The sequence below is a fragment of the Clostridiales bacterium FE2011 genome (assembly GCA_017569305.1).
Classification (GTDB): domain Bacteria; phylum Bacillota; class Clostridia; order Christensenellales; family Aristaeellaceae; genus Aristaeella.
Genome location: CP069418.1, coordinates 281,423 through 294,683, shown reverse-complemented (window position 1 = coordinate 294,683; position 13,261 = coordinate 281,423). Strand labels below are relative to the sequence as shown.

Here is a 13,261-nt window from a genome sequence, read left to right as displayed (position 1 = left end):
CATAACAAAGGCCGCCGGAGCGATGATAGCTCCGGCGGCCTTTCTATTTATCAGATCAGGTCATTGGCAGACAGAACATGAAGGGCGGCGGTGATGCCGTCCGCGGCGGCAGAAACGATACCGCCTGCATAACCGGCACCCTCGCCGACGGGATAGAGCCCGCGGAGATCCTCGGCTTCTCCAAGGGGATTACGGCTGATCCGTACAGGAGAAGAGGAACGCGTTTCCGGCCCCGTCAGGACAGCATCCGGATTGGCAAAACCGGAAAGCTGGGCATTCATGGCGCGAATGCCTTTCTTCAGGTCTTCGACGATCCAGTCAGGCAGAACAGCACGCAGATCCGCCGGGACTACTCCGGGACGATAAGAGGGGATTACTTCTCCAAAAGAGACTGAAGTCCGGTTTTCCAGGAAATCCCCGACGCGCTGGGCCGGCGCAATAAACCCGCCGCCTCCGGCACGGTAGGCTGCTTTTTCAATACTGCGCTGGAGAATGAAGCCAGCCAGGGGATGATCATCTCCAAAGTCTTGGGGCCTGACGCCCACCAGAAGGGCAGAGTTGCTGTTTACTCCATCACGGGCATGGAAACTCATACCGTTGGTGACGACTCCGCCGGGCTGGGACGCCGCAGCGATCACTTCTCCTCCGGGACACATACAAAAGGTATAGACGCCCCGGCCGTCCGGTGTATGACAGATCAGCTTATAGGAGGCTGCGCCCAGGGCAGGATGACCGGCAAAGGAACCATACTGGGAGCGGTCAATGAAAGCGCGGGGATGTTCAATCCGGACGCCCATGGCAAAGGGTTTCTGCTCCATGCGAAGCCCCTGGCTGAAAAGCGTCTGAACCGTATCCCGGGCAGAGTGACCGATGCAAAGCAGGATTGTATCCGTGAGGAATTCACGGGTTTCACCGTTGCAGGAGATGACTGCGCCCTCAACGTGGCTGCCGCGGATAATCAGTTTTTCCAGGCGGGTTTCAAAATGAACCGTGCCGCCAAGACGGATGATTTCCTCTCGGATAGACGCCACAACACCTTTCAGGCGGTCGGTGCCGATATGCGGCTTCTGGTCAATGAGAATCTCTTCCGGTGCACCGTGGGAAACGAAGGTTTCCAGAATGTTCCGGACATGGGGACTCTTGATCCCGCAGGTCAGTTTGCCATCTGAGAAAGCTCCGGCCCCGCCTTCACCGTACTGGACGTTTGAATCGGGATCCAGGACGCCCTGCTCCTGCATGGTATTGACGTCATTGGTACGCCGATCCACAGGTTTTCCGCGTTCAATCAGAACCGGGCAGGCTCCCGCACGGGCCAGGGTCAGCGCGGCAAACAGACCGGCCGGGCCGGCGCCGACAACCAAAGGCGATGCCTTTTGTTGTCGGCGCTGGCCTAATTCAGAATTCAGAATTAAGAATTCAGAATTATTATGACTGCGAGAAGCAGAAATGGGGGAGAGATTTTTATTTTTCCGAAGGGCACCGGTTTCATTTTTCAGGGACAAATCAAGAGAAAGAACAAAATGAACGTCCTGCTTATCCCGTGCGTCGATACTGCGCCTGGTGACGGAAAAGGAGATAAGATCAGACGGATTCAGCTTCAGTTTTTTGAGAAGAATGGTTTTCAAAGAGTCCTCTGTATAATCCAGAGGGACTTTCAGATTAGTCAGTCGAACCATTTTTTTCTTCCTCGTGCCACTTTACAGAATCTGGATTGGTAAAGGCCTTTTCAGGGTAGCGGACCTGGGTCAGCTCAAGACCATGAGCCGGAGCTGTCATGCCAAGAGCGAGACGATCCAGTGTTTCAAAAGCCCTGGTGAAGGCATCAGGACCGAATTTGCCGAGGCCGATTTCCACAAGGGTACCTGCGATAATCCGGACCATGTTGTACAGGAACGCGTCGCCGCTGACAGTCAGGATCCATTCGCTGCCCCGGACTTCAAGATCAGCGGAGTGCAGGGTACGGATGGTGGTTTTGGCTGTACCGCCGGAGGCCTGGAAGGCGGCAAAATCATGCTTTCCGGGCAGGGTCAGGAGTGCCTGGCGAACAGGCTTCTCATCCAGCGGAACGGGAACGTGCCAGTGGGTGTTACGTTGAAGCGCGCTGGCATGACGGGCATTCCAGATCCGGTAGGTATAGGTTTTGCCGGCGGTCAGGAAACGGGCATGGAAATCTGTCGGGACTTCCCGGCCTTCCAGCACCCGGATATCCGGCGGAAGCATCGTATTCAGCACAAAGGGATATTTATCCGGGGGAATCGTACTGCTTGTATCAAAGTGAACCTTCTGATCCAGCGCGTGTACACCGGCATCCGTACGGGAAGCACCGGTAACGGTAACCGGATGACCGCAGGCAGAAGAAAGCGCTTCCTCCAGTACCTGCTGGACTGCCAGACCATTGATCTGACGCTGCCAGCCGGCATAGGCGGTACCGTCATATTCCACTGTCAGCAGGATCCGTTTCAAAAGATGATTCCCTCCAGTATTATCAACGCAAGCAGAACAGCCATCGCGCCGCAGGCGATCCAGTCGTTCCGGGTCAGTTTCAGGACACGTAAACGGGTACGTCCTTCACCGCCGTGGTAGCAGCGGCTTTCCATAGCCATGGCCAGATCACCGGCACGGCGGAAGGCACTGACAAACAACGGTACAAGCAGCGGCACCATTGCCTTTGCACGGGAAAGCAGGTTGCCGCTTTCAAAATCCGCGCCGCGGGCCATCTGGGCCTTCATGATCTTGTCCGTTTCCTCCAGCAGGGTGGGAATGAAACGCAGCGCAATGGTCATCATCATGGCCAGCTCATGGGCCGGGAAATGAATGACTTTCAGCGGGGAAAGCAAAATTTCAATTCCGTCGGACAGGGAAACGGGGGAAGTAGTGAGGGTCAGCAGGCTGGTGCCGATAACCAGGAAGATCAGCCGCAGGGAATAGAACGCAGCCTGCAGGAAACCTTCCTTCGTAATCCGTATGACCCAGAACTGAACCCAGACGGTTTCGCCTGTGGTGAAGAAAAGGTTCAGCAGGAAGGTCAGGATGATAATGATGCGCAAAGGCTTCAGCCCGCGCAGGAGCATGCGGAAAGGAACGTTGGCCAGACGGGCGGTAAGCCATACAAAACCCAGAATGACCGCATAGCCAAGGAAGGTTTTGGCCATGAAAACAATGACGATGAATACAATGGTCAGAATCAGCTTGATCCGGGGATCCAGGCGATGGATTTTACTGTCCACCGGATAGTACTGACCCATGGTGATATTGTTCAGCACGCGGATCCCTCCTTCCATATGCGGAGCAGCTGTTCCTTCAGCTGTTCCGGACGGAACAGATCTGCGGGCAGGTCATACCCCTTAGCGCGGAGACGCGCGCAAAGACGCGCAGCCTCCGGGATATCCAGGCCGATGGAGGTCATCATTTCTTCCTGCATGAAGATTTCACGGGGTGTCCCGTCAGCGACGACTTTTCCGTCGCTCATGACGATCAGGCGGCTGGCCAGGCGGGCCATATCATCCATGCTGTGGGAAACCATCAGGATGGTAACATTTTCCCGGGCGTGGAGCTCTTCCAGCATGCCCAGGATCCTGTCACGGCCGCGGGGATCCAGGCCTGCGGTCGGTTCATCCAGAATCAGGACCGAAGGCTTCATGGCCAGGACGCCGGCAATGGCAACACGGCGCATCTGGCCGCCGGACAGCTCAAAGGGACTGCGTTCGGCATATTTCTGATAATCCAGATGAACGCATTCCATGGCATAACGAACCCGCTCATTAATTTCGGCAGCGGACAGTCCCTGGTTTTTCGGGCCGAAAGCGATATCCTTCGCAACGGTCTCCTCAAAAAGCTGATATTCAGGATACTGGAAAACCAAGCCGATCCGCTGACGCAGGGCACGACGATTGACATGCTCACCGTTCAGGTCCTCACCGTCAACCAGAACCTGGCCGGAGGTGGGCTTGAGCAGGCCGTTGAGATGCTGTACGAGGGTAGATTTACCGCTGCCGGTATGGCCGATGATCCCGACAAATTCTCCGTTTTCGATCCGGAAAGAAACATCATCCAGGGCTACCGTCCGTAGGGCGCTTCCCTCGGAATAGCAATGGGTCAGGTGGCTGACTTCAATGGGCATAGTCTTTCCACCTCCTCAACAAACTCATCCACGGTCAGGATACCGGGTTTCAGGGGCATACCTTCCACACGGAGCTCACCCGCAAGCGCAGTCATATGGGGAACGTCAAGATGCATTTCCCGCATCTCATCCACCCGGTCGAAAACCTCGGCAGGAGTGCCAGAAAGGCGGATCTTTCCATCGGTTACGACCAGAACACGGTCGGCCAGGGCGGCCTCTTCCATGAAATGGGTGATCCAGACCACAGTAATGCCTTTCTGGCGGTTCAGCGTGCGGATGGTCTCGAGCACTTCCTTGCGTCCGGAAGGATCCAGCATTGCCGTTGCCTCATCCGCGATGATTACGGAAGGTTCCATGGCCAGGATGCCGGCGATGGCAACACGCTGTTTCTGGCCGCCGGACAGCAGATGGGGCGCTTTATCGGCATATTTGCTCATGCGTACGGCGGAAAGGGCACTTTCAATGCGGGGAAGCATTTCCTCTGTGGGGACGCCGAGATTTTCCAGGCCGAAAGCCACATCTTCCTTGACGACAGTGGCAACAATCTGGTTATCGGGATTCTGGAAGATCATGCCTGCACGCTGGCGGATTTCCCAGACGTATTTTTCTTCACGGGTGTTGTAACCGCAGACCAGGACATTACCTTCTGTCGGGATATACAACGCATTCAGAAGCTTGGCCATTGTGGATTTGCCGGAGCCGTTATGACCCAGCACCGCGACGAATTCTCCCGGCTGAATGACCGCAGAGACGTCGGAAAGAGCAGGCGCCGCCTGCTCTTCATAGGAATAGGATACATCGTTCAGCTGAACGCGGGTATCGGAGCGCATGTCAGTTCCTTTCTATCAGTCAGAAATCAGTAAGTGATCGTAATGCAGTGAATCGTGGGGAAACAGAAAAGCCTGCCTGGGAATACTGAGGTACCGATGCCGGGAGAAATCAGGAGATCCACCCGGTTTTCCTTCAGCCATCCGCTGCGGTATCTGTCCGGAACATCTTCCGCAATATTCAATGCGGTAGAGAAGAAAGCCATCTGTCCGGCATGCGTGTGGCCGAACAGCCCCAGATCAAACCAGCTGAGGTTTCCGGAAGCATCCACAGCCACCTGGGCTTCCTGAATGACGGAAGGGTTATGGCAGAGCAGAATCACATAGTCGCCGGCATTGACAGATTTGGCAACGCCTTTAATATCCGGTTTGCCGGTCAGCTTGTCGTCCAGGCCTGCAATGAAGATCTGCCGGCCGGCGATATTTACAGGGGCGACTTTGTTGACCAGCGGGACAACGCCGGCATTGGTCATGGCCTCTGTCAGCTGCTTGCAGGTGGCGTCAGATTCTCCGCGGTCAGCTTCACCGATGACACCGTAGATGCCGTAACGGGAGTGGATAGTTCCCTGTTTCTGCAAAGTGCGGAAGAACTTAATGGCGGTTTCGTTATCGGTGGCATAATCTCCCCCGAAGAGCAGCAGGTCAGGACGGAGGGAATTGATCCGGCCGATCAGACGGCTCAGATCCGCGTCAGAGAACCAGAAGCCGTAATGAATATCACTGAGATAAACCACACGGAGATTGTTTGCTTCTATCGGGAAATCATCACTCTGAAGGGTCTTGTTTTCTGTCTGGAGAAGACGCGCCTCCACCAGGGGATAACAGATCATCAGAATGAGCAGCACGATCAGGAAGATCAGCCAGCGACGACGATGACGGTTCCGCACCTGATGACGGCCGCGGCGGAAGGAGGGACCGGAACGGCGGGAAGCGGAAGAAACATGTTTTCCACGGTACGCGTTCATCCCTCATCATCTCCTTCAGAAAAATTGACTGCATAACAGAAATATTATACACTAAATCCATGAATCTTCAAGGAGTGGAAAGAGATTATGGATAAGTACAGCTATCAGATTCTGCCGCCTTCCACACTGCTGAATCCCGCCCCTGTGGTGCTTGTCAGCTGTGGAGATCCGGAAAGGCCGGAAAACTGCAATATGATTACCGTTGCCTGGGCGGGAACGGTCAATTCCGATCCGCCGATGGTATCCGTCAGCATCCGGAAGGAACGTTATTCACACGGCCTGATCAGCGCATCCGGTGAATTTGTTGTGAACCTTGTGGATGAAAAAATGGCCCGTCCCGTGGACCTGTGCGGCGTAAAAAGCGGCAGGGACACAGACAAGGCAAAGGAAACCGGATTGAATTATATTCAGGCGGAAGGACTGGATACTGCCCCGGCAGTTGAGGGCGCACCTGTGAGCCTGTGCTGCAAGGTGCGGCACACACTGGAACTGGGCAGCCACGATATGTTTGTGGGTGAGGTTGTTTCCGTGATGGTACGGGAGGATCTCCTGGACGCCGGCGGAAGCCTGCATCTGGAAAAAGCCGGGCTGATTGCCTACAGCCACGGCCTGTATCAGAAACTGGGTGAAGTGATGGGATTCTTCGGCTGGTCAGTGGCCAGGGAAGACGTCTTCAAGCGCCGGATGAGTGCCTACCGCTGAGCCTTTTTCCCAGTCTGAACGAAGAACGGAGTACAGCGCAGTATCGATATATTCTCCTTTGTTCATAATGCGGCCCCGCAGGATCCCTTCCTGTGTGAGGCCGCATTTCTGCATTACCCGGCCGCTGGCCGGATTGCGGACATCATGCTGGGCTTCCAGACGGTTCAGGGGCAGGGAAGAAAAGAGACAGTCAATCACGGCACGCAGGGCCTGGGTGGCATAGCCGTGATTCCAGTATTCCCGGGAGAAACTGTAGCCCAGTTCCGCCGCGTTGTTATCGGTGGAGTACCAGACGAAACCGATGGTGCCGATGACAAGGCCGGTTTCCCGGAGGGTCACAACCCAGGAAGAAGGATAACCTGCCCGGATTCGGACACGCAGATCCCGGACAAATGAAGCGGTTTCGGAGACACTGCGGTGAGGCTCCCAAAGGACATAACGCGCCACTTCCGGGTCCGAGGCATAACGAAAGATATCCTTCGCGTCTCGCATACGAGGCTTGCGGAGGATCAGATCTTCAGTTTCCAGCTCAGGCAGACGGTAAAAGAAGGCCGGCGGAGACATAAAACCATCCGGATTTTTCGGCGCGGCCAGGAAGCGGCTCCATAAAAAACTCATACAAACAAACCCTTTCGGGAATGAAACGGACGGACAGTCCGTTTCTATAATTGGTTATGTCCTTCTTCTTTCGACGGTTCCCGCGGCTTTTCCTTCCGGGAAACGCAGCGGCCTTCAGCGCCCGGTTTCATTGACACGGCTGCCTGACGGCGGTACAATATCCGGGAGCTGTTACATACATCACATACAATTCAGGAGGACCGGATTATGACGATCAAGCATCAATGGATCCTGAAAAGAGCGACAGCACTGCTGGCAGCTCTGCTGCTGGCACTTTCCGCACTGCCCTTGGCTTCAGCCGCAAGCGCTGACTGGGCGGCATTGCAGATCAATCTCAGCTGGTATGACAGCATGGGCGTTATGCAGAGTGCTGCTGCCTTCCCAGCCGCAGAAACTGAGGCGGGAGAAGGCTGTTTCTGGGTACAGATTCCCGCGGACGCTCCGCTGGACGGACTCACTTTTTCAGTCATCCATCCTGCACATGAATATCAGTATTCTCCCGAACCCGGCAGCATACTGGCAGGCGTGACAGACGCAGGAGAATATATGGACGGCGTCAGCTGTATTCCTGTATCCGCAACGGATCCGGAAACCGGCATGACGGAAGTGTTCTATCTGTATATTTCCACAGTAACTGCCCAGCCGATGCCGGCACCGGAAGAACCGGAACCGTATACAGAGCCCGAACCTGAACCCTATACCGAGCCGCAGCCGGAACCGGAACCCTATACTGAGCCGCAGCCTGAACCGGAACCCTACACCGAGCCGCAGCCCGAACCGGAACCCTATACTGAGCCGCAGCCCGAACCGGAACCCTACACTGAGCCGCAGCCCGAACCGGAACCTTATACCGAGCCGCAGCCCGAACCGGAACCCTACACTGAGCCGCAGCCCGAACCGGAACCCTACACTGAGCCGCAGCCCGAACCGGAACCTTATACCGAGCCGCAGCCCGAACCGGAACCCTACACCGAGCCGCAGCCCGAACCGGAACCCTACACCGAGCCGCAGCCTGAACCGGAAACCTATACCGAGCCGCAGCCTGAACCGGAAACCTATACCGAGCCGGAACCCGAGGTGCAGACGGAAGTACCTACGGAAGCGCCTGTGATGCCGATCGGAGAAATCATCAACCGTTACGGCAAGACGACTGCAAAGGTCAATTACCGCCAGGAACCGAGCAAAAACGCCGGCAAATACGGAGAACTTGCTCCGGATACGATGGTTTACCTGATCTATACCGACGTCAACAGCGCCGGAGAAGTATGGACGCTGGTTGAAGCAGAAGGTCATACCGGTTATCTGATGAGCGAATTCATCACTGTGCTGACAACTGAGGACAGTGACGCATACAACAATGCCCAGCCGATTCCGGCACACATCTATACATACGAGGAAGTATTCCCCACGCCTGCCGCTGAGCCGGAACCCGCCGCGGAACCTGCTCCCGCAGCTGAACCGGAACCTGCCGCGGAGCCTGCTCCCGCAGCTGAACCGGAACCTGCCGCGGAGCCTGCTCCCGCAGCTGAACCGGAACCTGCCGCGGATCCTGCGCCTGCCGCTGAACCGGAACCCGTCGCAGAACCTGCTCCCGCTGCTGAACCGGAACCCGTCGCAGAGCCTGCTCCCGCTGCTGAACCGGAACCCGTCGCAGAGCCTGCTCCTGCTGCTGAACCGGAACCCGCAGCCGAGCCTGCTCCCGCAGCCGAGCCTGTACCTGCCGCTGAACCCGAACCCGCAGCTGAGCCTGCCCCCGCCGCTGAGCAGGAACCTGTAACGGTTACAGAAGCTCCTGTGATTGTTGACGGTGAAATGATGAACCGTTACGGCCTCACCAATGCTGGAAAGCTTGCGCTTCGCGAACAGCCGGACAAAAAGGGCAAGGAACTTGCACGGCTTGACAAGGGAATCCACGTCTATATGTACCGCGCGGACCAGAACAGCGCCGGCGAAAGCTGGACGTACGTTGAGGTGAACGGGCGGAGAGGCTATATTAAAACAGAATTCCTGAGTGCACTGACACAGCAGGACAGCGATGAGTGGGACAGCATTCAGCCGACCCGCGCTCCTGTGATGACGGAGGCAGAGCTGTTCCCGCAGCCGGAAGAACCTGCCGCAGAACCGGCACCTGCTGAACCTGAAGCCAGTAATCCCGAAGCCAACGTACCTGAAAACGGCGAGACCGGCATCGGAACTCCTGAAAGCAGTGAACCCGAAGCAAGTGCACCTGAAAGCAATACTCCCGAAACCAACACAACAGAAAACAACAATCCTGAAGCCAACGTACCCGAAAACGGCGAGACCGGCATCGGAACTCCCGAAAGCAACAATCCGGAAACCGACAAACCTGAGACGGATCAGCCTGCTGCCAGTCAGCCTGAGGTGGAAACGCCCGCTCCCGAAATTCCGGTGGGCGAGATGATGAACCGCTACGGTAAGACAAACAGCAAGGTGTTCTTCCGCAAGGATCCCAGCACCAAGTCCAGCAAACTGAGCCAGCTGGGTAAAAACACCTACGTATACATGATCCATACCAAGGAATATGACAATAACGAGGTCTGGACATACGCACTGGTGAACGGTAAACCCGGATACATCATGACAGAGTACCTGGATGCCCTGACTGAAGAAGACAGCAAGGCATGGGATCAGGCACAATCCAGTCCTGCACCCGTATATAACAGAGAGGAGTTCTTCCCGACAGCAACGCCTGTCCCGACTGACACTCCGGCTCCGACGGATCCCCCGACTGAGCCGCCGACAGCAACGCCTGTCCCGACAGACACTCCGGCCCCGACAGATCCTCCGACCGCGCCGCCGACTGCCACGCCGACCACGCCGCCGACCGATCCTCCGACTGCACCCCCGACGGATACGCCGTTCGTACCGACAGATACTCCGGTGCCCGCTCCGACGCCGGTTGCTCCGACACAGGAGCCTCCGCAGCGCAGCGGATACGGAATCACCATCGGTGACGGTATTCCGGTACGTGAAAGACCGACTGCAGCAAGCGCGATCAAGGAAGAGCTTCCGGTCAACAAGATTGTGTATGTTTACGGCCAGATCTACCAGGACGGTATTGCCTGGCATGAAATCGAGCATGACGGTAAGTGGGGCTACGTCCGCGCTGACCTGATCCGGATTATGTCCTACGGAGAAATGGCAGCTTACGAAGAGATGCTGCAGCCGCAGGAAACCCCGATCCCCAACGTGACAATCGCACCCTATACCTATGATCCGAACGAACTGAGCTGCTATGGCTATGTGACGACAGACGCGGTGAACTTCCGGACAGAACCCAGTTCCAGTTCCAGAAGAATCCGCCTGATGAAGCGTTACGCGACATTCATCGTTTACGGATCTGTGCAGGCTGACGGCGAAACCTGGTATAAGGTTTCCTACGACGGCCAGATGGGTTACCTGAACGGCAAATACTTTAAACAGATGACGGTCAGCGAAGCAGAACAGTTCCTGAAGTCTGACAAGTACAGAGAGGGCCTGGCCAACAACAGCGCCCAGAGTACAGCGAACAGCAACGCAGGATCTTCTCCGACCACAACCGGCAGCCCCACCGGTATCGTAACCGCTGAGGACCAGAAGGTCAGCGAGTGGGTGAATCCCGCCGCAGGAGCCGCTGTAAGCTACAAACCGTTTGATCCGTTTGCCACACCTGAACCGCTGCCTGAAAATGAGTTTGAGAACAATGAGTTCGTCAACTCCCTGATCGATCAGGTGAAGGCAGGAACGCTGAAGCAGGAAGAGCTGAAGATGGAACTGGAGAAGTTCTATAAAGACGCTGCTGATCCTGCCGCGGTTGTGGACAGGGCCATGGCCTATATTGAAGGCAAGACTGAGCTGGCTACTGAAGAACCTTCCCAGTCTCCTGAACCTCTTGCAACAGAAGAAATCACTGAGTTCCCGCAGGAACAGAGCACAGGCGGCGGAGCCGGATGGGTTGCTGCCGGCCTGGTACTGGCTGCCGGCGCTGGCGGCGGATACTACTGGTACCTGCAGCGTGAACGCAAACGGAAAGCAGCCCAGAGAATGGCCCAGAAGCGTGTCGCACAGCAGAACAGAGCGGCGCAGCAGAACAAGCCCAGAACAGCAGAACGGCCCGGTGCCGGTAACGGAACAGGGACAGCCAATGCTGCTTCCGCACAGAATGCTGCCAGGGTACGGACCGGAAACTATACGGGCAGCGCTGGCACAACAAAGCCCAGGGTAACGCCGACCACACCTTCCAACGGAACCAGTAACGGAAAGCCATACGGAACCGGCACTAAGAATCCGTACGGACGCTATACCAGATCCGGATCGGATGAGGAATCGGCTTACACAGCCAGTTTCAAACCGGAAGGCGGAGAATCCAGACCCCGCCGCAGCAGAAGCGGTGATTCTGACCAGACACCCGAAGCATAAACGGGAACCGGATTAAGCCGGATTCAATAAAGGGAGGAGACCGCCGGAAGCGGTCTCCTCTTTCCCTTTTCAGGGTGTCATGATATAATCGATGCAACTGCTGCAGACAGGAAGGAGCATATATCACCATGACGAACAAAAAGCAGAGTACAAGAACCAGAATGGCCAGAATTGTCGCCCTTGCGACAGCGGGCGTACTGCTTTTTTCCATTATCCTGACATATGTGCTGAGATAAGGGAATCCTGAGATATCCATCGGATCATCAACCGATACGAGGAAAGGAGGGACAGAACATGGGACGCGGAAAGAGACCCAAACGGAAGTTTTCAGCCGGCACCAAATTCATGGTTGGACTGCTGGCGATTGTTCTCCTGGGCTCCGCGGCTGTTCTGGGCAGATTATCCTCCGGCGCAACGGTGGATCTGAGCAAGCTTCAGATGAGCGTTCTGGAACTCCAGGAAACATTTTCACCGGATGACGGGATGAAAACGACAGAAACCAGGAAGCCTGAACAGGAAAACAGCGTACAGACCGCGACAGTGACAGTAAAACCTGCTGCTGAGGAGAAAGCGGTTCCCGAAACCGCCAGCGCATCCTGTACCCTGACGTTCGGCGGAAGTATCTCGCTGTCCGGCGAGGTCCGGAAGAACAGCTGGAACGCAGACGCAAAGATGACGGACTATTCCGACGTGATGATGCTGCTGAGCCCCTATGTAAAGGCGGACGTGAGCTGTGTTTTCCTGGAAAACATCCTCAGCGACGAGCATAAAGCCAATGACAATGTAGCGCCGGCGTCGGCAGTTTCCCTGCTGAAGGAAGCCGGGTTCAGCGTGGCTGCCTGCGGATTTTCACAGGCATATGCCGCCGGGAGAAGCGGTATGGAAGCCACACTGCAGGTGCTGGACGAACAGCAGATCCAGGCAACCGGTATCGGCAGGACAGAGGACAGCATCTTTACGACAACGAATGCAGGCGGCGTGAAAACGGCATTTCTGCAATACACGGATACGATATCTTCCAAGACGCGGAAGAGCATGGCCAAAGACGGAACGGACGGACTGATTCCGGCGGCGGAACTATCGCGGATTACAGAGGATATTACTTCCGCCAGGGCACAGGGGGCCGAGGCGGTGATTGTCCTGCTGAACTGGGGAAAGAACGGCAAGGATCCTGACCGCAGCCAGAGACAGCTGGCTGAAAGCATTGCCCAGGCCGGTGCAGACCTGATTGTCGGGAATGGAAGCCACGTGCCCCAGACAGCTGAATATATCACAGGAAGCAACGGAAAGAACGTTCTGTGTATCTGGAGTCTCGGAACGCTGCTGAGCGGAGACCGGACCAATACCAAACGGGTTTCCGGATACCTGCTGCATGTGACCTTACAGAGCGACGGTCAGGGCGGCGTTGACATCCTGCGGCCGGAGTATACCCCGGTTTATACCTGGAAGTATAAGCAGGACGGAAGATACTATTATCACTGTATCGCGTCCAACAGCACGATTCCGGACGGTATGGACAATGAACAGCGGAAGAAAATGGCGGATTCTGCCAATACAGTGGAAAACGTCCTGCAGGGATCCCCTGTGACTGAACGGAGACAGTAACACGA

Annotated in this window: 10 protein-coding genes; 3 read left to right on the top strand and 7 right to left on the bottom strand. The window is 56.0% G+C overall.

The window, feature by feature from the left end:
- Positions 1 to 50 precede the first annotated feature (50 nt).
- Genes JRC49_01330 through JRC49_01305 form a run of 6 tightly spaced genes read right to left on the bottom strand, consistent with a single transcriptional unit; the run spans position 51 to position 5,912 of the window.
- Positions 51 to 1,676: a hypothetical protein gene (locus JRC49_01330; protein ID QTE71496.1), complete on the bottom strand. Its 1,626-nt coding sequence runs from the start codon at positions 1,674 to 1,676 to the stop codon at positions 51 to 53.
- Complete coding sequence (gene truA / locus JRC49_01325; GenBank protein ID QTE71495.1) at positions 1,660 to 2,463, bottom strand: tRNA pseudouridine(38-40) synthase TruA; 804 nt, start codon at positions 2,461 to 2,463, stop codon at positions 1,660 to 1,662. The genes JRC49_01330 and truA overlap by 17 nt, the downstream gene beginning before the upstream one ends.
- Entirely contained in the window at positions 2,460 to 3,263 is an 804-nt protein-coding gene (locus JRC49_01320) for an energy-coupling factor transporter transmembrane protein EcfT (GenBank protein QTE71494.1), read from the bottom strand. The genes truA and JRC49_01320 overlap by 4 nt, the downstream gene beginning before the upstream one ends.
- Positions 3,257 to 4,120, bottom strand: a complete 864-nt coding sequence (locus JRC49_01315) for an energy-coupling factor transporter ATPase (GenBank protein ID QTE71493.1) — start codon at positions 4,118 to 4,120, stop codon at positions 3,257 to 3,259. Before JRC49_01315 ends, JRC49_01320 begins: the two co-directional genes overlap by 7 nt.
- Positions 4,096 to 4,950 carry an energy-coupling factor transporter ATPase gene (locus JRC49_01310; protein ID QTE71492.1) on the bottom strand — a complete coding sequence of 285 codons (855 nt, stop codon included), beginning with the start codon at positions 4,948 to 4,950 and terminating at the stop codon, positions 4,096 to 4,098. The genes JRC49_01315 and JRC49_01310 overlap by 25 nt, the downstream gene beginning before the upstream one ends.
- Positions 4,951 to 4,976: 26 nt before the next feature.
- On the bottom strand, positions 4,977 to 5,912 hold the full coding sequence (locus tag JRC49_01305; protein ID QTE71491.1) for a metallophosphoesterase: 936 nt from the start codon (positions 5,910 to 5,912) through the stop codon (positions 4,977 to 4,979).
- A gap of 87 nt (positions 5,913 to 5,999) precedes the next feature.
- Here JRC49_01305 and JRC49_01300 point away from each other — a divergent pair, with 87 nt between their 5' ends.
- Positions 6,000 to 6,614 carry a flavin reductase family protein gene (locus JRC49_01300; GenBank protein ID QTE71490.1) on the top strand — a complete coding sequence of 205 codons (615 nt, stop codon included), beginning with the start codon at positions 6,000 to 6,002 and terminating at the stop codon, positions 6,612 to 6,614.
- On the opposite strand, the gene JRC49_01295 is transcribed toward JRC49_01300, so the two are convergent.
- Complete coding sequence (locus JRC49_01295) at positions 6,564 to 7,232, bottom strand: GNAT family N-acetyltransferase (GenBank protein ID QTE71489.1); 669 nt, start codon at positions 7,230 to 7,232, stop codon at positions 6,564 to 6,566. The genes JRC49_01300 and JRC49_01295 overlap by 51 nt on opposite strands.
- A gap of 207 nt (positions 7,233 to 7,439) precedes the next feature.
- On the opposite strand from JRC49_01295, the gene JRC49_01290 reads away from it, so the two are divergent.
- Both JRC49_01290 and JRC49_01285 read left to right on the top strand, forming a co-directional pair.
- Positions 7,440 to 11,651, top strand: a complete 4,212-nt coding sequence (locus tag JRC49_01290; GenBank protein ID QTE71488.1) for an SH3 domain-containing protein — start codon at positions 7,440 to 7,442, stop codon at positions 11,649 to 11,651.
- A gap of 294 nt (positions 11,652 to 11,945) precedes the next feature.
- Positions 11,946 to 13,256: a CapA family protein gene (locus JRC49_01285; protein QTE71487.1), complete on the top strand. Its 1,311-nt coding sequence runs from the start codon at positions 11,946 to 11,948 to the stop codon at positions 13,254 to 13,256.
- Positions 13,257 to 13,261: the final 5 nt, after the last annotated feature.